This window comes from Rubellimicrobium arenae (assembly GCF_017916275.1).
GTDB classification, from domain to species: Bacteria; Pseudomonadota; Alphaproteobacteria; order Rhodobacterales; family Rhodobacteraceae; genus Rubellimicrobium; species Rubellimicrobium arenae.
On sequence record NZ_JAFMST010000003.1, the window covers coordinates 1 to 21,537 of the forward strand.

General features: G+C 65.4%; 18 protein-coding genes and 2 pseudogenes. 12 read left to right on the plus strand and 8 right to left on the minus strand.

Annotated features, from left to right (window positions below; all coding sequences use genetic code 11):
- Positions 1-241: 241 nt before the first annotated feature.
- On the minus strand, positions 242-1,168 hold the full coding sequence (locus J3P31_RS04835) for an ArsR/SmtB family transcription factor (RefSeq protein ID WP_210527289.1): 927 nt from the start codon (positions 1,166-1,168) through the stop codon (positions 242-244).
- Between the two features lie 246 nt (positions 1,169-1,414).
- On the opposite strand from J3P31_RS04835, the gene J3P31_RS04840 reads away from it, so the two are divergent.
- The 3 genes from J3P31_RS04840 to J3P31_RS04850 all read left to right on the plus strand — a co-directional run bounded on the left by J3P31_RS04840 (position 1,415) and on the right by J3P31_RS04850 (position 4,500).
- Entirely contained in the window at positions 1,415-2,686 is a 1,272-nt protein-coding gene (locus J3P31_RS04840) for an extracellular solute-binding protein (protein ID WP_210527290.1), read from the plus strand.
- A 63-nt stretch (positions 2,687-2,749) separates the two neighbouring features.
- Complete coding sequence (locus J3P31_RS04845; protein ID WP_210527291.1) at positions 2,750-3,634, plus strand: carbohydrate ABC transporter permease; 885 nt, start codon at positions 2,750-2,752, stop codon at positions 3,632-3,634.
- A complete protein-coding gene (locus J3P31_RS04850) occupies positions 3,631-4,500 on the plus strand; it encodes a carbohydrate ABC transporter permease (protein ID WP_210527292.1) in 870 nt (289 codons plus the stop codon). The genes J3P31_RS04845 and J3P31_RS04850 overlap by 4 nt, the downstream gene beginning before the upstream one ends.
- Before the next feature lie 36 nt (positions 4,501-4,536).
- Here J3P31_RS04850 and J3P31_RS04855 read toward each other — a convergent pair whose 3' ends face one another.
- The gene (locus tag J3P31_RS04855; RefSeq protein ID WP_210527293.1) at positions 4,537-5,637 is read right to left on the minus strand and encodes an ABC transporter ATP-binding protein; all 1,101 of its coding nucleotides are present in this window, start codon (positions 5,635-5,637) and stop codon (positions 4,537-4,539) included.
- Between the two features lie 300 nt (positions 5,638-5,937).
- Between J3P31_RS04855 and J3P31_RS21310 the strand changes: the two are divergent.
- The 4 genes and pseudogenes from J3P31_RS21310 to J3P31_RS21915 all read left to right on the plus strand — a co-directional run.
- Positions 5,938-6,396, plus strand: a pseudogene (locus J3P31_RS21310) (IS6 family transposase); the annotation flags it as partial.
- 80 nt (positions 6,397-6,476) lie between these two features.
- Positions 6,477-7,754, plus strand: a complete 1,278-nt coding sequence (gene istA, locus J3P31_RS04870; protein ID WP_438270282.1) for an IS21 family transposase — start codon at positions 6,477-6,479, stop codon at positions 7,752-7,754.
- Entirely contained in the window at positions 7,754-8,545 is a 792-nt protein-coding gene (gene istB, locus J3P31_RS04875) for an IS21-like element helper ATPase IstB (RefSeq protein WP_210527296.1), read from the plus strand. The genes istA and istB overlap by 1 nt, the downstream gene beginning before the upstream one ends.
- 67 nt (positions 8,546-8,612) lie before the next feature.
- Positions 8,613-8,849 (plus strand): annotated as a pseudogene (locus J3P31_RS21915) (IS6 family transposase); the annotation flags it as partial.
- 81 nt (positions 8,850-8,930) lie between these two features.
- On the opposite strand, the gene J3P31_RS21750 reads toward J3P31_RS21915, so the two are convergent.
- From J3P31_RS21750 to J3P31_RS04890, 3 genes are all read right to left on the minus strand, one after another.
- A complete protein-coding gene (locus J3P31_RS21750) occupies positions 8,931-9,164 on the minus strand; it encodes a DUF1153 domain-containing protein (protein ID WP_210527297.1) in 234 nt (77 codons plus the stop codon).
- Between the two features lie 276 nt (positions 9,165-9,440).
- Positions 9,441-10,847, minus strand: coding sequence for a calcium-binding protein (locus J3P31_RS04885; protein ID WP_210527298.1), 1,407 nt, complete (start codon positions 10,845-10,847; stop codon positions 9,441-9,443).
- Between the two features lie 400 nt (positions 10,848-11,247).
- Positions 11,248-11,475 (minus strand): CsbD family protein, encoded by a 228-nt coding sequence (locus J3P31_RS04890; protein WP_210527299.1) that lies wholly within the window; start codon positions 11,473-11,475, stop codon positions 11,248-11,250.
- Between the two features lie 210 nt (positions 11,476-11,685).
- On the opposite strand from J3P31_RS04890, the gene J3P31_RS04895 reads away from it, so the two are divergent.
- Positions 11,686-13,125, plus strand: coding sequence for an exopolysaccharide biosynthesis polyprenyl glycosylphosphotransferase (locus tag J3P31_RS04895; protein WP_210527300.1), 1,440 nt, complete (start codon positions 11,686-11,688; stop codon positions 13,123-13,125).
- A 30-nt stretch (positions 13,126-13,155) separates the two neighbouring features.
- On the opposite strand, the gene J3P31_RS04900 is transcribed toward J3P31_RS04895, so the two are convergent.
- The 3 genes from J3P31_RS04900 to J3P31_RS04910 form a co-directional block, all read right to left on the minus strand.
- Complete coding sequence (locus J3P31_RS04900; RefSeq protein ID WP_210527301.1) at positions 13,156-13,335, minus strand: hypothetical protein; 180 nt, start codon at positions 13,333-13,335, stop codon at positions 13,156-13,158.
- A gap of 562 nt (positions 13,336-13,897) precedes the next feature.
- The gene (locus tag J3P31_RS04905) at positions 13,898-14,590 is read right to left on the minus strand and encodes an endonuclease/exonuclease/phosphatase family protein (protein ID WP_210527302.1); all 693 of its coding nucleotides are present in this window, start codon (positions 14,588-14,590) and stop codon (positions 13,898-13,900) included.
- Positions 14,587-15,612 (minus strand): hypothetical protein, encoded by a 1,026-nt coding sequence (locus J3P31_RS04910; protein ID WP_210527303.1) that lies wholly within the window; start codon positions 15,610-15,612, stop codon positions 14,587-14,589. Before J3P31_RS04910 ends, J3P31_RS04905 begins: the two co-directional genes overlap by 4 nt.
- A gap of 1,027 nt (positions 15,613-16,639) precedes the next feature.
- On the opposite strand from J3P31_RS04910, the gene J3P31_RS04915 reads away from it, so the two are divergent.
- The 4 genes from J3P31_RS04915 to J3P31_RS04930 all read left to right on the plus strand — a co-directional run bounded on the left by J3P31_RS04915 (position 16,640) and on the right by J3P31_RS04930 (position 21,317).
- The gene (locus J3P31_RS04915; protein ID WP_210527304.1) at positions 16,640-17,833 is read left to right on the plus strand and encodes a glutathionylspermidine synthase family protein; all 1,194 of its coding nucleotides are present in this window, start codon (positions 16,640-16,642) and stop codon (positions 17,831-17,833) included.
- Between the two features lie 10 nt (positions 17,834-17,843).
- Positions 17,844-18,440, plus strand: coding sequence for a DUF1190 domain-containing protein (locus J3P31_RS04920; RefSeq protein WP_210527305.1), 597 nt, complete (start codon positions 17,844-17,846; stop codon positions 18,438-18,440).
- Positions 18,441-19,513: 1,073 nt separating this feature from the next.
- The gene (locus J3P31_RS04925) at positions 19,514-20,113 is read left to right on the plus strand and encodes a helix-turn-helix transcriptional regulator (protein WP_210527306.1); all 600 of its coding nucleotides are present in this window, start codon (positions 19,514-19,516) and stop codon (positions 20,111-20,113) included.
- Between the two features lie 229 nt (positions 20,114-20,342).
- Entirely contained in the window at positions 20,343-21,317 is a 975-nt protein-coding gene (locus tag J3P31_RS04930; RefSeq protein WP_210527307.1) for an SGNH/GDSL hydrolase family protein, read from the plus strand.
- The last annotated feature ends 220 nt before the right edge of the window (positions 21,318-21,537 follow it).

The following is a 21,537-nucleotide window of genomic DNA, read 5'->3' on the forward strand; positions in this document are numbered from 1 at the left end:
ACGCCCCAGATGCTCGAGGAACCCCGAGTAGATGCGGTCGTCGATCCGCGCGACCGTGTAGTCGCGATGGGCCGTGACACGCGCCGTCAATGCCTGGCCTTCCCCTGCACCCCTGCTACGACCGGCTCCGACTTCCCCATCCATCATGGCTTCCTCCCGCCGTGCGTCAGCGCGCACTGTTCGTATCTCATTGACTGATATTTATCAGCAGGAGTGTTGCAGTGGTCAAGCGTCGTCTTGCTCAACGGCGGCGGGTCAGCCTCAGCAGGATATCCTGATCATAGTTTCCGAAGCCCCGGCCGAAGATGTTGATGCCGCCGGGATGCTGGGCATCCTCTCTCACCGCGACCGTGAGCCTGATCGAGCGGTGGTCCGATAGGCTCAGGTCCTTGATGCTGACCGGTGAGATCTTCACGCCGTCGACGTAGGAGCCTTCGGGCGTCACCCGGAAGCTCTTGAGCATGCCGTATTGGCTTCCCTTCAGCTTCCACCAGTCGGGCGTGTAGACCCCACGTTTGTCACCGAAATCTCCAGGCGAGGTCCAGGTGCCGATCTCGACTCCGTTGATCGAGACCGTGATGTCCGATGGCCAGTTCGGCGAGGTCCCCGGGACCTCCGAGGAGAGCTCCATCGACACTTCCAGGGCCGCGACCTCGCCACCCAGGATCTTGGCGTTGTTCGGGAACTGGTAATCGACGTGCCCGCGCATGAACCAGATGAGGGCGGCGCCCATCCGACCAGGATCAAGGAAGCTGTCCGGTACATCCAGCAGCCCAACCACGCCATGAGGCGAGCAGAGGCCGCAAGGCGCGCTGACCTGATAGCTCGTGTACAGACCCAAGGGCATCGCGGTTTCGATCGTGTCGGAATTCGTCGGCTGGGCCGCCTCCTTGAACGTGACCAGAACCTCGTCGAAAAGCGTGTGGCAGAGCTTCTGCGTCCCCTTGCGGGCGCGCTGGTTCTCTGAACGGATTAGTCCGGCCTCTTCGAGGATTTGGACATTGGCCGAAACGCTCGACTGCGGGAGGCCTGTGGCGGCCGCAATCTCGTTGACGTTCAAGGGACCGGAGCGCAGCAGTTTCAGGATACGCGCGCGTGTCGGAGAGGCGAAGGCTTTCAGGACCAGCTGATCCTCTTCCGGGTCCACGATGAGGAAATCGCGGGCCATGCCTTTGTCCTTCGCGCTGGGTGGTTCACTTGTTATCACTAGCAGCTTTTCCGATACGATCAACGTGCCACACCGATCCATGGCCATCAAACTGCGTTTCCGTCCTTTCATGGGACAGCGGTATAGCCTCAGGTCAATGAAAACCAGCTGCAGAGGTACGTAGCAAGAAAACTGTTGAGAATGGTTCCCGACAGATTACAGTGCTGCCAACAAGGTGGCGAAGCGCCGCGACTTCGGGAGGAAAACATGAACGCAGTGTCGAGACTCGGCGCGGCCGCGATGGCTGCGCTTGTGGCGGCTGGACCGGCCGCTGCTCAAGAGACGGTGGTCTGGTGGGACTTCCTGAGCGGCGGCGACGGCGTTCGCATGAAGCAGCTGATCGAGGACTTCAACGCCGCGCACGAGGGCCAGATCGCCATCGACGCTACCACGCTCGAATGGGGCACGCCGTTCTATTCCAAGGTCCAGACCTCTGCGGCCGTCGGCGAGGCGCCGGACATCATGACCTACCACGCAAGTCGCATCCCGCTTGCCGTGCAGCAGGGCGTCCTTCAGCCGATCACGGAGGCCGACTGGCAGGCCATGGGTCTATCTGCCTCGGACTACGATCCTGCGACCCTTGAGGCCGTGACGGTCGACGGGCAAGTCTACGCCGTTCCCTTCGATACCCACCCGATCGTGCTGTATTACAACAAGGATATTCTGGCGGAGGCGGGCCTGCTCACGGAGGATGGCCTGCCCATGGGCCTCGACTCGCGTGAAGGGTTCACGGCGACGCTGCAGGCGCTCAAGGACCATGGCGTCCAATTCCCCATGGCCAGCGTGACCGCTGACGGGAACTTCATGTTCCGCACGATCTACTCCCTGATGGGGCAGCAGGACGGCGAGCTGATGACTGATGGCGAGTTCCTCGCCGGGGACAATGCCGAGAAACTGCAGAACGCCCTGTCCGTGCTCGCCGAATGGACCGAGGCTGGGCTTCAGTCCACCTACACCGACTATCCCGCCACGGTCGCGCTCTTCACCTCGGGCGAGGCGGCAATGATGATCAACGGCGTGTGGGAAGTGCCGACGATGATGGATGCCCAGGCGGCCGGCACCCTGTTTGAGTGGGGCGCCGTGGAGCTGCCGGTGATCTTCGATCATCCCTCGACTTACGCGGACAGCCACAGCTTCGCCATCCCGGCCAACCAAGGCGTGGAGATGTCGCCCGAGAAGCGGGCGGCCGTGCTCGAGGTGATTGGCTGGATGGCCAGGAATTCGCTGTTCTGGGCGACCGCAGGCCACATCCCCGCCTACGGCCCGGTCACGCAGTCTGAGGAGTACAAGGCCATGCAGCCCAACGCGACCTACTCCTCGCTGACGGCGAACATGATCTTCGATCCCAAGACGCCGCTTGCCGGGGTTGCGGGCCCGATCTTCGATGTCATGTCCACGTATTTCGTGCCGACGCTCAACGGGGAGATGGACCCGGCCGAGGCGGTTGAGGAGATCCGCGCCGAGCTCAACGACATGTAGAGCGAGGCTCCGGGGCGCGGCCAAGGCGCCCCGGAGTCCGACTCGCCGACAGGAGGGCTGCACATGCTTCGGAATACGAAGAGGGAGACGCTCGTCGCTCTGATCCTGGTGGCACCCTTCGTGGCCATCTACGGGCTGGCCTTCATCTACCCGACGGTTCAGATGTTCCTGCTGAGCTTCACGGACGCACCTCTGATCGGGCAGGGGGAGTACGTGGGCGTCGAGAACTACACCCGGCTTCCGGACGATCGCCGCTTCCAGACGGCTCTCTGGAACACGGGCTACTTCGTGGTCCTGAGCGTCATCCCGGGAACCCTTGTCGCGATGGCGATCGCCCTTGCCGTCGACCGGCTGAAGGGTCGCCTCCAGTCGCTCGTGCTCGCGCTCTTCTTCCTGCCCTACATCCTTCCGGTGTCGGTGGTCTACCTGATCTGGGACTGGACGCTGAACTTCCAGTTTGGGATTGCCATGCACCTGTTCGATGCCTTGGGCATCCAACGCGTGCCGATCTTCAAGTCGACGGCCTGGTTCATGCCGGCGGTTGCCCTCGTCACCGTGTGGTGGACCTGCGGCTTCTCGATCCTCCTCTTCCTGGCCGGACTGCGCGCCATCCCGGCCGAAATCTACGAGGCCGCCGCCCTCGACAACGCGGGGCGGTGGACGACCTTCCGGCGGGTGACATGGCCGCTGATCTGGCCCATCACCGCCTTGGTCCTGACCATTCAGCTGATCCTGCAGCTGAAGATCTTCGACCAGGTGTACCTTTTCTCGACCGGGGGGCGTCCGAACGACAACCTCGTTCTCGTCTACTACATCTTCCAGAGGGCCTTCCAAAGCGACCAGGGCGGTCGTGCGGCCGCTATCGCGGTGGTCCTGTTTGCGGTCGTGGTGATCGTGTCCGTGTTCAATTTCCAGCTCGTGCGGATGAGCCGTGGGAGGGCGCAATGACGGCACTGCCGGCCCAGGGCCTGGCGCCCGTGCAACGGCTCCAGCGGATCAACGTCGCCGGTGCCATCCTTTCCATCGTCACGGTCGTGGTTGCGGTCATCTGGGCCTTCCCGATCTACTGGGCTGTCGTGACCTCGCTGAAGCCCGAGAACGAGACGGTGCGCGCAACCGTGGAGATATGGCCCGATACCTTCACCTTCGAGCATTACCGGTTCGCCCTGTTCGAGACCCAGATCGGGAGCTGGTATCTGAACTCGGTGGGCACCGCGCTTGGAACGATGGTGCTTACGGTGAGCGCCTCGCTGCTGTGCGGCTATGCCATTTCCCAGCTCCGCTTCCCGCTGCGCCAACCCCTGTGGTGGCTCATCCTGGCGAGCTTCATGGTTCCAACCCAGGTTCTCATCATCAACCATTTCGAGCTGGTCGCGAACCTCGGCCTTCTCAACACCTGGGCAGGGATCATCCTTCCGCAGCTGATCCATCCCGTGGTGATCATCGTCTACAAGCAGTTCTTCGATGGCGTCCCGCGGGAGTTCCGCGAGGCTGCCGTCATGGACAACGCTTCGGAGTGGCGGATCCTGACTCGCGTCTACATTCCCATGAACTGGGGGGTCACGACAGCTTTGTGCATCGTGACGTTCATCTGGTCGTGGAATGCATTCCTGTGGCCTTTCCTCGCGGTGACCCGGACCGAGGAAATGACGATCACGGTGGGCATCACGCAGGTCAACGACGCCTTCGGCGTCTATTACGCCCGCCAGCTATCGGCGGCCGTGCTGGCCGGCCTGCCCGTCGCTCTTGCTTATCTGCTCTTCCAGCGCCGCGTCACTCAGGCGATCACCCTGTCGGCTGGGATCAAGGGCTAGGGAGAGAGGGGACACTGACGCTGCGTCCCCCCCGATTCAAGCCGTAGCCAGGGCCACCGCTGCAGGCTCCGCGTGCGAGGCGCGGCCGTCCTCGTCGAAGAGATGGATTTCCCTCCGCTCAATCCCCAAGCTCACCTGGGCACCCGGCACCAAGGCCGAGCGGCCCGTATCCTGGGCAGTCACGGTAGCGCCGTCCGGCAGGCGCACATGGACCAGGGTGCGGTCGCCAAGACGCTCGATCACCGTGGCCTCGCCGTGGAGATCGCCGCCTGAAGGAAGAACGCGCAGGTTCTCGGGGCGGATGCCGAGCTGGTATCGTCCCGCCTCCGCACCTCCGATTGCGAGGGGCAACCGCATGCCGGAGGCGAGAACGGCCGCACGCTCCGCCCCGCGGCCTTCCAGCACCACGTCAAGAAAGTTCATGGCAGGGCTCCCCACGAAGCCCGCGACGAAGCGCGAGGCGGGGCGCGAGTAGACCTCCATCGGGGTGCCGATCTGTTCGATCCGGCGGTCGTTGAGCACGACGATCCGGTCGGCGAGCGTCATGGCCTCGGTCTGGTCATGAGTCACGTAGATCATGGTGGACCTGATCCGCTGGTGCAGTTCCGCCAACTCCACTCGCGTTCGAACGCGCAGCGCCGCATCCAAGTTCGACAAAGGCTCATCGAAGAGGAAAGCCCTGGGCTCCTTGACGATGGCGCGCCCGATCGCCACCCGCTGCCTTTGGCCGCCTGAAAGCTGGGCTGGACGGCGATCCAAGAGCATCCCGATCTCCAGGATCCGCGCCGCCTCGGCCACTCGCCGGGTGATCACGTCCGAGGTCATCCCGACATTGCGCAACCCGAAGGCAAGGTTCTCACGCACCGTCATATGGGGATAGAGCGCGTAGTTCTGGAAGACCATGGCGACGCCCCGCTGGCCCGGCGGCAGGTGCTCGCAGCGGGCTCCGCCGATGGTCAGGGTGCCGGAATCGATGGTCTCGAGCCCGGCGATCATGCGCAAGAGGGTGGACTTGCCCGATCCCGACGGCCCGAGGAACACCACAAGCTCGCCCGACGGAATGGCCAGCGATACGTTGTCGATCACAGGCACGGCGCCATAGCTTTTCGAAACATTGGACAGCACGATCTCGGCCATGTCTTGATCCTCCCCGCTTTTCATCCATCCTTGTGGATATAGACCACTAGTCAAGGATCAAATAGTTGCCTGGTCGGGGTTGATGCGCCCTAGGTTCGCTACGGCTTCGATCGGCCAAGACGGGCTCCTGAACCCAGCTGGGGGGCGTCCATGGGCGACGTCGGCACGATAGGGCTGGATTTGGCAAAGCGTCTGTTTCTGGTTCGCGTGGCGGATGCAGAGGGGCGGGTCGTGCTCCGCAGCGGCCCTGTCAGAGAGATGAGACTTGCGCGGGGCAGGGGGCCAGCTACCCTGGCCGGCATGAGTCAACGCAGCCCGTTTGGCTCCTTCCGCACCAGCCCCGAGATCATCCGTCTTGCCGTGATGATGTATGAGCGCTTCCCCCTCTCTTTGCGAAACGTGGAGGATCCGCTGCACGAACGCGGCATCGAGGTCAGCCACGAGACGGTGCAGTTCTGGTGGCAGCGGTTTGGGCCGAGGTTTGCGGCCGAGATCAGGCGGACGCGGGTAAACGGCATGCGAGGCTCTCGGTGGCGATAACACCTGGACGAGGTGTTCGTGCGGGTCAGCGGGGTGCAGCGCTCCCTCTGGCGTGTGGTGGGCCATGAAGGCGAGGTGCTGGAGGCGTTCCTGTCCAACACAGGGGACAAGCAGGTGGCTCTGACGTTCCTGCGCAAGCTGATGAAGCGGCACGGAAGATCTGAGGCACTCGTGACCGGTAAGCTGCGCTCGCACGGGGCGGCACTGAAGGAGCTCGGGGCCGGGGGATGTCAGGCGACACGGCAAACTGACCCCTTGACGACACGAGGAACTGACCCCTCCTGCTGAGAGGAGGTTTCATGACGAGAGCGATGGACGAGGCTCTTCTGCCGACGGGGATGTCGGGGAGGGTCGAGATGCGGACGCCGGATGAGGTGTCGGCGATGCTGGCGTTGAGGTCCTGCGGCTGGGGCACGAAGCGGATCGCGGCCGAGCTGGGCTGTTCGCGGAACACGGTGCGCCGTTGGCTGGCCGAGGGCGGATGGCGGTCGGCCCGTCCGGCGGCCCGAAACAAGGCACTGGACGGGCTGGAGAGCTGGCTTGCGGAGCGGTTCCGCCGCCATGCCGGGAACGCCGACGTGGTGCGCCAGGAGCTGGCGGCCGAGCACGGCATCGAGGTGAGCCTGCGCACGGTGGAGCGGGCGGTGGCGCATCTGCGGCGGGAGCTGCGGGCCGAGGCGCGGGCGACGGTGCGGTTCGAGACGCGTCCCGGCCAGCAGCTCCAAATTGACTTCGGCGAGCGCCGGGTCCGGATCGGCGAGCAGATGGAGAAGGTGTTCTTCTTCGTGGCGACCTTGGGCTACTCGCGGCGGCTCCACGTCAGGGCCTTTGCCGCCGAGCGGCAGGAGCACTGGTTTGAGGGCCTGGAGAGCACGTTCCGCACCTTCGGCGGCGTGCCCGAGGAGGTGCTGCTCGACAACGCTCGGGCGCTGATCCAGCACCACGACCCGGTGTCGCGCGAGGTGGTGGTGAACCCCAAGCTGCACGCCTTCGCCCGGCACTGGGGCTTCCAGGTGAAGGCCTGCGCCCCCTACCGGGCCCGGACCAAGGGCAAGGACGAGCGCGGGGTTGGCTACGTGAAGGCGAACGCCATCGCCGGACGCAGCTTCGAGAGCTTCGCAGCACTCGAGGCGCATCTTGAGGCTTGGACGCGCGATGTGGCGGATGTGCGGGTGCATGGCACGACCGGCGAGGCGCCGCGGCGGCGCTTCGAGCGGGACGAGGCGGCCCGGCTGCGGCCTGCTGCGGGCATCCCGCCGTTCCTGAGCGGCCGCGACCTGCTGCGGAGGGTCACCTCCGACTGCTCCGTGGAGGTGGACGGCAACGCCTACTCGGTCCCCTGGCGCCTCATCGGCGAGCGGGTCACGGTGACGGTCACGGGGCCGGAGCTGCGGGTGCTGCATGCCGGGCGGGAGGTGGCGCGTCATGCGTTGCGGGCGGGGCGGAAGGGGCGCGTGACCGATCCGGCCCACTTCGCCGGGATCGGCCGACGGCCGCGCCAGCCGATTGCCGAGGAGCCGCCGCCGCTCCTGCGTCCGCTGAGCGAGTATGACGCCGTAGCGGGAGGAGCCTGGTGATGCCGCTGGACCTGCCTGACCACCTGGAGCGCATGCTGAGCCGGCTCAAGCTGACGGCCATCCGCGACCAGCTCGACAGCCTCATCGACGAGGCCGGGCGGCGGGAGCTCACCATCCGCGAGGCGCTGACGCTGTTCTGCGAGCGCGAGATCGCCCGCAAGGACCAGCGGCGGATCGAGATGAGCTTTGGCCTGGCGCGCTTCCCCTTCACCCGGGATCTCGCGGGCTTCGACTTCGCCGCGCAGCCCTCGATCGACCGTGGCCAGATCCGTGACCTGGCGACGGGCCGCTTCATCGCCAACGGCGAAGCCGTCCTGCTCCTGGGGCCGCCGGGGGTCGGCAAGACGCATCTGGCCGTCGCCATCGGCCGGGAGGCGATCGTCGCCGGCTACACGGTCCTGTTCGTGCCGGCGACCACGCTGGTGGCCACGCTGGTCAAGGCTCACGCCGAGGGGCGGCTCGAGGAGAAGCTGGCCCACTTCGCCAAGCCCAAGCTCCTGATCGTCGACGAGCTGGGCTACTTGCCCTTCGAGCCCGATGCCGCCCATCTCTTCTTCCAGCTTGTCAGCCGCCGCTACGAGCGCGGCGCGATGCTGGTAACCTCGAACCGGACCGTCGGGGAGTGGGGCACGGTGTTCGGTGACCCGGTGGTCGCCACGGCCATCCTCGACCGCATGCTCCACCACAGTCACGTCGTGACCATCCGCGGCGAGAGCTACCGCCTGCGCGAAAAGCGTCGGAGCGGCCTTTTGCAAAAGGCCGCTCCGACGCTCGACGCACCCACCCCGTGACCAACAACGACGGGGGTCAGTTCACCATGACGCCAGGGGGTCAGTTCCCGATGTCGTTTGACAGGGGAAGAGGGTCACCGAGCGCTGGACCAACAGCTGGGCGGAGAACTCGCGCCAGCCGTTTCGAAGGCAGGAGCGGGCCATGCTGCGGTTCCGGCGCCTGCGAAGTTTGTAGACCTTCGCCGCCGTCCACTCTTCAGTGCACAACCTCTTCGACACCGAACGGAGCCTCACCAGCCGGGACACCTACAAACTGAACTGGGCCGCTCCTCTCGCTGAGTGGCGGGCACTTTGTGCCGACTGACATCCGAAGCGCCCGCCAGAACTGGGACGAGCTCGCATCCGTCTGACAGCACCCTTGGTGGTGATCTCTTGCAACAGGCCTTTAAGGGCACCGGGACGGACCGTTCGGTCGGCACGCGTCATGGCTCGGGCCCGAGGCCCGACCTCCGCTAAGACTAAGCCAAGTTGTCGGCAGGGCTGCCGTCCTGAAGGCATTCACGGCCTTCTCCCAGCTCGTGAACTCTTCCTCGATCAGCCCATTGGTCGTGAGGGCTGTCACGCGCGACATGAGGCCCTCCTGAACGGCCCGCAGGACGCGGGCCTTCCGGGATGCCACCTAGCACTTCGCGTCGGCTGGAGGCAGATCATCCGGCGTCGGGCGCGGCTCTTCTCGGACGGCTCCCGAGGCAGTCCTCGTTCACCAGGGCCTGTCCCACGTCCCTGTCCCTCCTTGTCCAACCCGCCCCTGCTCTGGCCCGTGGTTCCCAGAGGACATACGAAGGCGGAGGTGAACCCGATCGGAGCGGAACGTCCGGGAATGGTCGATCGCGGCTTCAGCGCCACCCGCCCCGAGGGGGGCGTCCGTGGAGCGAGCGACGCCATGGTTCCCCGGTCAGAGTTCGATCTGGGCCTGCGCGACCGAAGCGGCGCCCACGAAGGTGATGCGGAACTCGATGGCGGCATCGGTGTCGAGGTTCACCCTCAACTCGACGTCCGGGCCGGTGTCCACCAGCCGCGCCTGGTTCGCGCCCAGAGGTCCGCTGTTGTCCCAGGATAAATCGGGGCCGCCGAAGGGCAGCTGAAACTCCACGCGGTCCTCGGCCGTCATGTCGAGGATGCGGTCGCCCCCATCCTTGAGGCCAAAGTACAGGAATTCGTCCTGTCCCGCGCCCCCTCGGAGAATGTCGGCGCCTGTCTGGCCCGCGATATCGTCGTCGCCAGACCCGCCCGAGACACTGTCGGAGCCGTCGTTGGCAAAGATCAGGTCGTTGCCGGCTTCGCCGTGAAGGGTGTCGCCGCCATCGCCCCCGTAGACGAGGTCGCGTTGATCTCCACCGGTGATGGTGTCGGCTCCGCCCTCGCCCGACATGTAGTTGAAGCCGTGCCCGCCCCAGATCCGGTCAGGCCCCGCGCCGCCCAACATCGTATCGCTGCCGTCGCCGCCGTAGAGTCGGTCGCGGCCGGCCTCACCATACAGGCTGTCGCTGCCGTCGCCGCCGTAACCCCGGTCGTTCCCGCCACCCAGCCAGAGCGCGTCGTTGCCTCCCCGGCCCTCGAAAAGGTTCGCGTTGTATCCGAAGGCGATCGTGCCCTTGACGGTGTCCTCCAGGACATCGCCGCTGGCCGAGCCCAGGATGTTGTCGAAGCCCCGGATGCGGTCGCCCTCCGCATCGCCGCCGCGCCCCAAGGTGGTGTCCCCGTAGGTCAGCTTCACCCTCACGCCGGCGGCGGAGCCCAGATAGCTCAACGTGTCCCCGTCGTCCGAGCCGCCCGTCAGGTCGTCCGCGCCGGCGCCGCCTTCCAGGGTGTCGCGACCTCCATCGCCGTCGAGCGTGTCCGCGCCGAGCCCCCCGAAGATCCGGTCGTCGTCGCCGGCGCCTCCGACCTGGTCCGCGCCCGCGCCCCCGAAGATCAGGTCGTTGCCCGCCCCGCCGAAGAGGCTGTCGGCCCCGCCCGGACCGTCCTCCGTCGGGTCGCCATAAAGGATGTTCGCCAGGATATTGCCCGCGATGGTGTCCGCCCCGACCGAGCCTTGCGCATTCTCGATGGCCCCGGTCACGATCAGCCGGTTGCCCCGCGTCACCTCCGGTTCGCTGCTGACGACATCGAGGTAGAAGCCCGCGGCCTGGACCGGAGTGCCCTCCGTCCCCGAGGTGGAATAGGCCAGGTTGATGTCCGAGGCCCTGTCGTGCTCGGCGGTCAGGATCAGCCAGTCGAGGCCGCTGCCGTCATCGATCACGACCACCGTTGGCCCAAGGGGAGGAGCCAGGGCTTCGATCCTATACCTGTTGTTGGTCATGGAGGTTCCCCCGTTGTGTTGCCGGGGAGCTTACAAGGCATCCCGCCCTTGCGTCATCCTGACCGATGGGAGGGGGATCTTGGTCCGGCTGGACCCGGTTCGGGCCCGAGGTGGACCAGACTTGGGCTTGTCGCTGACGACAAGAGCTCGAAGTCACGCGTTTGTCGCGGCCACACCCAGATCATGGCCTGCATCCGTAGGGTCGCTCGGCCTGGATCCGGCCATGGCCCCGCCCACCCCCGAAGGCTTTGTTGCGCAAGAACCACCAAGTCCCGCCCAGGTTTCGGCTGGCCTCTTCGCTTCCAATCTTTTCAGGAAACGGAGTCCGGTGCACTCCGAAGGAGCGCGCCGGATCCGACCGGACCTGCAGGTCGGGGCGGCACTGGGCCGCCCCTTGGTCTCAGCGGTCCAGGTCGCCGCGCCGGTCACGCGACTCTGCGCGATCGGCATCGGCGGCCACATCGCGAGCGGCGTCCTTCAGCCCTCCGAAGGCATTCTGCGCCTTGCCCGTCAGTTGCTCGGCCTGCCCTTCGGCCTGAAGCTTGGTGTCGCCGGTGATCTTCCCCGCGGCTTCCTTCAGAGTGCCTTTGACCTGCTGGGCGGCCCCCTTGATGCGGTCTGAGTCCATAACGTTTCCTTTCATGATCCGGCTTCCGACTTGCGGACGCGTCGGGCCTTCAAAGGTCCCAACCGAGACGAGCCATGTGAGGTTCCACGGGACCTTCCATGGGCTGCCGGCACGGTCGTTGCCTGAACCAAGATTCGCCGCTGCTCCTAAGACAGGATTAACGAGCTGGGGATTAGAAACGGTCAGAGGTCACGACCGAGCGAATTGGGAATGCCGATTGAAGCCACCGACCTGACGGAAGAGGATCGCCTGTCTCCCGGCGCAAGATCCGTCGCCCGCAGTCTGCGCAGCCCGGTCCTGTCGCCCTCCTCCGTGGCCTTCGTCGCCGCATGTCTGGACGCTGCAGCCCTCAGCCTCAGCTCGTGGTTCGCGGCGTTCGTGAACGCCGATCCGGGGTTTGATCCGGCCCAGGCCCTCGTTGCGGCCATGGCCTCCGCGACAGCGGCAGTCCTGATCCTGAAACGTCTGGGCTTCTATCGCCTGAAGACGCTCAGGCGAACGGTCCGGGGAACGGCGGTGGCCTGGTCCATGGGCGCCCTCATCAGCCTGGCCGGCACCGGGACGCTCTGGTCGGTCCCGATCGCCGCCGTCTTTGTGATCCCCGCCCGCCTGCTCGGCTCGGCCATCGCGGCCGCAGTTCTGGATTATGGCCTGACGGAGCGTCGTGCCGTCCTCTTTGGCGGTGGCGAGCCTGCGCTGCGCGTCATGACGGCCCTCACTGAGGCCAAGGACAGTGACATCCGCGTGGTGGGGATCTTCGATGACCGGGACGATGTCCGGTCTCCCATCGCTGTGGCTGGGGTTCCAAAGCTCGGGGGCATCGAGGCTCTCGTGAGCTTCGTGCGGGCGACCGAGGTCGACATGCTGATCATCACGATCCCCCTCTCGGCCGAGGAGCGCATCCGCTCGATCATGAAGGTGATCGAGGTTCTGCCGGTCGATGTTCGGATCGCTGACGTGAGCGCCGACCCCACCTTCCGGCGGCACGCGCGCATGTCCTCGGGCCAGGGCCTGATCGCCCTGAAGTCACGACCGATCGTGGGGGGCAAGCTGCTTGTGAAGCGAACCTTCGACCTTGTGGGCGCGCTCTTGGCCATCGTCCTGTTGGCCCCGGTCATGGCGATGACCGCCGTTGCCATCCTTTGCGACAGCCCCGGCCCGATCCTGTTCCGACAGGTCCGGCACGGCTACAACAACCGTCCGATCACCATCTGGAAGTTCCGGTCGATGTATGTGGCCGATTGCGATCCGGAGGCTCGGACGATCGTGACCCAAGGAGATCCGCGCGTCACCCGGGTCGGCCGGTTCATCCGAAAGACATCCATTGACGAGTTGCCTCAACTTTTCAACGTCCTGCGGGGCGATCTGTCGCTGGTGGGACCTCGGCCCCATGCGTTGAAGGCGCATTCGAGCCGGCAGGAGCCGTTCGAGGCCATCGTCGAGGGGTATGCCGCCCGGCATCGGGTGCGACCGGGGATCACGGGCTGGGCGCAGATCAGCGGCTGGCGGGGAGAGATCGACGATCCTGAGGCGCTGCGGCGCCGTGTGGAGCATGACCTTTACTACATCGAGAACTGGTCGCTTCGGATGGATTTCTATGTGCTCCTGATGACGCCGATCCGGATCATGAATACAAGCAAAGCCTACTGAGGGAGGAGTTTCCGGGCTCTGCCCCTCCGATCATGCCGACGCGTCAAATTTCTGAGTCTCCAGAAGGAAAAAGGAGGGCTGGGCGGGATCGTTGCGCGCGCCGTCCTGCTCGAGGACCTCCTGGATCGTGCGCACCTCGGCCGTGCGGAACGTATACGTCCGGCTCGGGCGACGCTCGGAGTAACGTTCGCGCGGGTCGATGTGGACCATCGGAACGACCCGGTCTTGACCTTAGATCTCCTGCCGCAGGAAACACGTTTCCTCGTCGAGGGCCTCGGGCGCGCCCGACAGCGTCCGATGCCAGCACTTGGGATAGCGCCGGCTTACACGCCGCTCTTCGAGAACACGTCTCCGCGCTTCTTGAGCTTTTGTTGTTCTGCTCGCTGTAGGCCATGTTGGTGGCGACGATCTGCACGAAATCCTCGCGACCGCGGCGCAGCGTCTCGCTGAAGGATGCTGTCGGAAGAACTTCGCTTGAGCCGGGCAGATTCAGATTTCCCGGGCCAGGCCAGAATGCCCGGCCTGGAACGCCTGATCTCTCCTTCAGTGGAGGACTGTACGGATGTCCTGCAAGGCACGGGTCTGCCCACCGAGGCCTGCAGCCGGCCCCTTCCGCCGCGGCTGACGGCTTCGCCCGCACTCGAGCCTTCCCTGCCCCCCGTGCCGTATCAAGCCGACCAGCCAGTCGACACCGCAGCCCAAGGGCAGAGGCCAAGTACGACGAGTCAACTGTGGATCCAGGGTGGATTTCAGATGCGCTATGACGCTGGCCTCACTCTGACCCGAGATCAAGCGTCAGGGCGGCATGACTGGTGAGTCCGTGACGTGGCGCCTGATCGTACTCTGCTGCCACAACGCGCCCGGCGAGGTCGGACGAGACAAAGGCATGATCGATGCGGAAGCCGTTGCCCATGTTCGAGTGCCACGAGAAGGCCCGCTCGTCGCCGTGTCGCAGCCGCCAGGCATCCACCCAGCCTTGATCGGAAAGGCGGCCGAACTCGGCTGCGCAATGAAACGTCGCCCCCGCCTCGTCCACATGGTGCAGGCCGGTGTTGAAGTCGCCCATCAGAGTGGCCGTGCCTTCCAGTTCCTTGGGACGCGAGAGAAGGTAGCGGAACAGGGGCAGCTTGGCTTTCAGTTGCGAGAAGTAGGTGCCAGCCAAGGTCAGCCCGTCCAGCCGGACCACGACAAGCCGGTGTTGCTCCTCGGGAGGTAGGGTGGTCGGGAGGATCTGTGCTGGTTGACGGGAGAAGATGCAAACGGTGTTCAAGGCCCGGGCTCGGCTGGCCGAGAACTGGTGAACATAGCCCGCCCGGCCCAGGCGCTTGGCCAGCTGGTCTCCCGAAGCTCCGTTGCGGAATTCCGTGCAGACGATCGCGTCGCTCTGCGTGCCCTCCAGCCAATCGCCCAATGCGCTGATCCGGCTTGCCCCACCGTGTCTGAGATTGAGGGTCGTGATCTTCATGGCGCCTCCGGAGGTGAGATGTGAGAGGGCTTGCCCCTGCCCGTCGAGACTAGGTTCAGGCTTGTGGGGTTTAGCTTTTCAGTCGGGCGGGATTGGGGCGTGCGGGGCGGACTTTGCGCAAGCTCGGCCGGGCACAGCAGCTCGCCCCTGTGGGGACGCGCCGTTGTCCTCCAAGCCGCAAGCGAGCTCGTCGCCAGATCATCGAGGTCCGCGACGATGCGCCGGCGCTCATCCTCCTGCCAGTCGATCAGTGAGGGCCAAGCGCTCGGATCAATGAGGCCGCCGAGCTGGTTTCGCTCGAGCTGGCCCTTGGGGCCAAGAGTGACGCCCAAGCGCCTTTCCAGCCATGCGGCGTGTCGCGACAGGAAGTCCAAGGCGATCTTGCGGTCCTCGCCGTAACGCCCGCGCACGAACACACCGCTGTCCTTTTGGCCAATCCAGGTGCAGACCGTGATCTCCGGCATGCGCTCGGGCGCGGTGCCGAAGTAGCTCAGGCGGGACACGAGGTCTGGCGTGTCTGGGTGCCGCGCTTTGTAGGTGGTCCAATAGGCCACCCGCTGGTCGCCTAGGGTACGATCGCCAGTGGTCTTGGCCTGACTTTGAGCCGCCGCCACGCGCCGCTCCCAGCCATTGGGCTTTTCCACCACTTCGAAGATGGGTGCAAACGGGCTGTCGCCGATGCGCACCACCCGCAGGCGCACGGCAAAGAACGAGAAGTCCTCGGCCGTGTGCTCGTTGAGCCACCGGATGGCGGACAGGTGCGGCTCGCGGAACTGCGGCGCCACCCAGATCACCGTCTGTGCCTTGAGGCCGGCCAGATAGGTCATGATCTGGCCCAAGTGGGTGTGATCGGTGACTTCCAACTGGTTCTCGATCAGCACGACGCTGTCGTCCTGCGGGTTCCTTGCCAGAATGTCGGCCCAGAAGCCCTCGACCGGCACCTCGCGCCCGGTGAATTCCAAGGGGATGCCGATCGCGGCCGAAAGGTGGTCCAGATTATCGGCCAGCCAGGGGGTGAACACATGCTCCTCGTGCGACTAGGCCTCCCGCGGGGACAGGTCCTAAAGGCGGCCAAAGGTGATAGCGGTCATGGTCATCCGTGAGTTCGCATGGAAGGTAGCGCTGAAGGGCCAGCCGTATTCCGAAGATTGTTGTGACAATGTCTTTGCGGGCCGCGAGCCTAACAGATCGACATCTGAGCGGGATCAAAGGTCAGCTCTTGCATCCGCCACTGTTCGTACTTCTCGGCCGGGAGAGGGAAGCCCTCGCCCTGGCAGCGCAGGATAGCACGGCGCGCAGCCTCGTAAGCGCTGTTCGTCTGCCCGTCGCCGGCGCTGAACAGCCAGGCCGCGAGCATCTGCCTTTAGCAGGAGTCTGGATATGTTGCGGTTCTTGGGGCGCAGGAGGGCGCTTTTCAGCCGTTCGCATCCCGCAATTTAGGATAGCGGGCGGCCGAACCTGAACACCGCGGCCTCAGGCATCCGCCGTAGGCGACGCGCTTGCTTGGTTCTTGGGGGGCTTTGCGCGGTCAGTCCCGCAGGCGCGTTTCCCCGCAGGAAGTTCGTGCGCGCCTTGTGCCCGTTGGCGACCGGCGCCTCGCCCGGGTCCCAGAGCGCGGACCGTCCCGCGCATGAGGCACCGAGGCTTGGTCCTGCACCGTTCGACTGAATTCATATCGTTCCGAGGCGACCAAGCATGGCCCCACCGTGTTGCGGTTCGTGTCCAAGGCGTCGGCCGGCTCCTGGTGGCTCAAGACGATGCTGCCGTTGTCGTGCTGCTCGAGTCCGGTGTGGAGCGCCCGGGGCCGGGCTCGAGGCCGGCTCAGGTCGGGCAGAACCGGAGCCGTTCGGTCAGCAGAAACGGGGCGATGCTGCTTCAGCCGGGCAGAGGACCGGCCACCCTGTACAGGGGCACGCACGTCGTTTGGCGGGAGATGGACCAAGAGGGCGAGGTGCTGGAGGCTGCCCACCGGGTCAGCTGGCATCTTGCGTTGCCCATTCTCCGCCATAGGTTCTCGCATCCCTTCGCCTCAGCCTGAGGATCCACCGAATGCAGCGTATCGTGCTCGGGGCCCGTCCCGGCTGGCGGGAGAAGGCCAAGGCCGCCGGTTTCGGCTTCGCCGAGATGTACGGCGAGATCTACTGGGAGGAGGCGGAGGCCTACGAGTTCTCACTCCAGCAGATCGACGGCGATATTCTGGCCCCCGCGACCGAGCTCCACGCGATGTGCCGCGAGGCCGTCGACCGGATCGTCCGCTCCGAGGAGCTGATGACGCGCCTGGCCATCCCGCGCGAGCATTGGGATCTGGTCGCAGGTTCCTGGCATGGGCGCGAGCCGGAGCTCTACGGCCGCTTCGACCTTGCCTATGACGGCCGGAGCCCGGCGAAGATGCTCGAATACAACGCCGACACGCCGACGGCGCTTTATGAGACGGCTGCGTTCCAGTGGGAGTGGTTCGAGGACCAGATCGCCCGTGGCGTGCTTCCACCCGACGCCGACCAGTTCAACCGCGTCCATGAAGCACTCGTCGAACGGTTCCAGCAGATCCTGCCGCCAGGCACGGACATCCATTTCGGCGCCTGGATGGAGCACGTCGAGGACCATGCCACCGTGGAGCAACTGGCCTACGCCGCGCGCGAGGCGGGCCACGTCGCCTGGCCGGTCCATACGGGCAAGATCGGGCTCAGCGACCGAGGCCAGTTCGTCGACGAGGAGGGCCGGATCATCGGCACGCTCTTCCTGCTCTATCCTTGGGAGGACATGCTGCGCGACGACTTCGGGGATGCCATCGCGTCTTCGGGATGCCGCATGATCGAACCAGCCTGGAAGGCCGTCGTGTCCAACAAGGGGCTGCTCCCTGTGCTCTGGCGACTGTTCGAGGGCCACCCGAACCTCTTGCCCGCCTTCTTCGAGGACGAAGTCGAGTCGGGCGATGCTCTTGTCGCCCGTTCGTCCGAACTGCTGGCCCGCGCCCATGTCCGAAAGCCCCTCTTTTCGCGCGAGGGCTCCAGCGTGCGTATCGTCGAGGATGGAAAGGTCACGGAGGCTGCCCAGGACAGGCGATATGACGAGAACCCAGTGATCGTGCAGGCCTACCACCCGCTCCCTGTCTTCGAGGGCAACAGACCGGTTCTCGGGGCCTGGATGGTCGGGGAGACCTGCGAAGGTCTCTGCATCCGAGAGGACACCACGCGCATTTCCTCCGATATGAGCCGGTTCAAGCCGCATTACATCGCCAGCTGAAGGACGCTTTATGCCCGACACACCTCTCCGCCGCCGGCGACTTCGCTCGCGCACGGTTCCCACTGTACTGATGGGCATGGCAGCTCTGACGCTCGCGGCATGCGAGGAGGATCCCGTCGTCCAGGCGCAGGCCTTCCCCGACCTGGCCTCCTGCATCGACGAGGCTGACGAGGCCGATGCGGCCTTCACGGCCCAAGACTGCGAGACCGCCTTCCTGGCCGCTCAGGCGGCTCATCTGGAGAGCGCGCCGCGCTATGAGGATGAGGCGCTCTGCGAGGAGCAGCATGGGGGCGAGTGCATTGTCGAGGCCCGTCCGGGTGGATCGGTCTTCATGCCGATCCTGACGGGCTACCTGCTGGGTCGCGCGCTCTCGGGCGGCAGTGGTCTCCTGTCCCAACCTTTGGTGAGCCGCCCGGGCGGCTTTGCGACGGTCTCGGGCGACACACGGCTCAGCTCGAACGCCGGAGGGGCCGAGATGCGGGCGTCCGCGTTCCGCGCGGCCCCTTCGACCCGGCTTGCTCCTCCCATGTCGCGGGCGACGGTGGCGCGGACAGGAGGCTTCGGACAGACCCGCACCGCCATCGGCGGCCGCAGCGTGGGTGGCTGAGGCGCCACTTCGGGCCGGACGACCCTCGGAGCGTCAGGCCACGATCAATGGCTCAGGCCGTGCCTGGCGGTGTCCAGAACTGACCTCCTTTCCTACCGCCGGGTTCAGGAACACTGGCACCGCGAGAGGAGAGCCGATCACCCAGAGGTCCACCGTTCCAACGACACGCCTTTATTGACCACCCTGATCGGAACGGCTTGGAAGCCCCACCGCGGCATGGATCAGTTCTTTGGGGCACATATCGGAGCAGTTGCGCTCCCAGGCCTCTGACCGGCGGCCTTCTTGCCCTCCCTCCAACTCCTGCCGCTTCGACCTGCCTCTGTGCGGGAGCGTCGAGCCGACTACCGAGTCGGGTGAGAACGGGGCCATGATTTGACCCTGGGGCGCGGCCATGGAGGGCGCCCGGCACCCGGCGGACAACCTGGGCCAGGTCTTCGTGGTCCAGGCCAGTCAGATCGGCGATGGTTGCGGAAGCGAGATCTCCCTGCATTCAGGACTGCAGGCCCAGCCAAGCCGCAGCATCTGTCGAAAAGCCCTTGGTGGCTATGCCTTCGGGCCAACACGTACCCTTTAAGGCGGCAACCACCGATCCTGTGCCCAGGTCGAAGCAGGGCAGGGTGAGAAGGGGAGGCCGCGACGCCTCCATGGCAGTGCCCCTTTGCGGGGCCCCCGACATCGTCGCGCCCCTGCACGAGGAGCAGACGGGGCGGATCGACGGCGGACCTGGCCTGCCCCTATCCGGACTACGCACTAGTCTACTGGTCCTCAGAAAGGCACGAGGAGGAACCATGGCCACGCGGGCTGGCGATGTACGACAGTGGGACGCCTACTCCCTGGAGCCTCGGATTCGGCTCGGGACGTCGCACCAGCCACTGGCCGTAGGGCTTTTCCAGGAGGTCGAGTACGGGCCCGAAGGGTCATGGGATGTCGAGACCCGCTGCCTTCATTTCGCCGCTCTCCTCACACCGGCACGTCACAGGCACGGTCCTCGACGCGCCGACCTGGTCAAGGTCGTTCCCAGCACGGCAGTCGCCAGGCCCGGCTAGGAGCTTCGGGGAGGCTGGGAGGGGCGGATGGTCGGCCGTCATCTCTTCGTGTCGATCGATGATGTCGCATGTCTCCTGGATGAGCCGATCGACAACTTCGGCGCGTTCGCCATCCATGAATTCACGCGGGAGCGGGAGACCGGCCAAAGCGATGCCGTGGTCGAGCATCTCCTGCATCTGATCTCGCAAGACCTGAGTGAAGGCTCGCCGACAGGTTACACCTTCATCGAGCACATCGTCGGCGCCTTGGTCGCGCATGTGCGTGGACCCCGTCCCACGATCTACGGGAGTTCCTCGCGGCGGGGTTCGTCCGGTCAGGTCCTGGCGCACCGAGCCGCATCCCTGATCGCTTCGAAGCTGGAAACCAAGCTGCTGCTGGGCGACATTGCCAAGGAACTTGGTGTCAGCGTTCCTTACCTGTGCCGGACCTTCAAGCAGTCTGAGGGCTGCTCGCTTCATCACTATATCGTCCGCCAACGGATCGAGCGCGCGAAATGGCTGCTCCGGCACTCGCGCCGGCCCCTCTCGGAGGTGGGTTATGCGTCCGGGTTCAGCGACCAGAGTCAGTTCTCGAAAACGTTCCTCAAGATCGCCGGAACGACGCCCTCGAAGTTCCGGGACGGCTGAGGCCCGCCAGTCATCTCGAAGAAGCGGCAAGTTGCCAAAGGGGAGCTCCGCGCGGGCCTGGGCAAATTTCGCCAAGCGATCGTGCAAGAAACGCCAATACAGGCTCGCAATCACCGCTCTCTAATCGCTGGTGTGGCTGGCCACCTCCGTCGCGCCGCTCGTCCGGGCCTGACGCGCTTCAACAGGATGGGGTCACGGACCACGCCAAGCTGCAACGGGAGGATCATCCATGACCAGACGGGCTCTCTCACCTGCCATATTGGCCGTCGCGCTGGCGCCCCTGGCGGCGCCGCAAGCCTCGGCTGCGACATTCGACACGGTCTATATCTTCGGGGACAGCTTCTCCGACACGGGCGCCGGATTTCCACTGACGAACGGAGACACGGCGGCGTCGTATCTGGCAGAGCGGATCGGCAGTGAACTGTCGCTGCCCGATGATCCCAATCCGGGCACCAACTCGATCAACTTCGCCGAAAGCGGAGCGCGCGTGGGAGTGGAAACCGCAGGCGGTCCCAAGAGCCTGACGAACCAGGTCAGGAACCTTGTCCAACTGGTGTCGGAGGGAGCAGCAAGCTTCGACCCCTCCGATACCCTGTTCTTCCTGTCCGGCGGTCTCAACGATCACGAGCTTTCGCCGGCCGAGGACGTTGTGGCGGCCTATGCCGCCCAGGTGCAGGACCTCGTCGCCGTCGGGGCGAAGTACATCCAGATCGCGCTCCTGCCGCGCGAGGTGCCAGCCTTCACCGACAGCGCGGACTTCCTGAACCCCGCCTACCGCGACCTCGTCCCCAAGCTCGCCGCCCTGTATCCCGACGTGAACATCGGTCTGAGCGATTGGGGCACCTATTACGACGACATTCTTCTGAACCCGGACAGGTACGGCATCACGAACACCACCGATCCTTGCCTGCCTTGGATGGACCCCGACGGAGTCGTCTGCGAGAACCCGGAAGAGTACTTCTACTACTGGATCGTGCATCCCTCGGACGCGGCGCACCGGATCGTGGGCGAGCAGCTTTACCGGGACACGCTGGCGATCGAGCCGTCACCGATACCCCTTCCTGCATCCCTGTCCCTGCTTGGCATGGGGGTGCTGGCGCTGGGAGGAGTGCGGCGGGCCAAGGCGAAACGGCAAGGGCGCTATGACCTGCAGCTTCCCACAGAGGGGGAGGGCGCCTGCCGCTCTCCAGGGGACGCTGAGTGACTGCGGGCCGCGGCAGCGGCTCGGATCCTGAACTGCGAAGGCAGGGCCGCTTTCATTTTGAGCCCGCCCTTGGCCCCGCTACGTTCCAGGCCCTTTCCCGGCACAACCTGCTTGGCGGTGCCGGGGTCTCGCCCCAGATGATCCATTGTGCCGTGACGTCATACGAGCGCGTCCCGTTCTTGCTCCGGAACCTGGACGACCTCCTGGGCGAGCGGGCAGC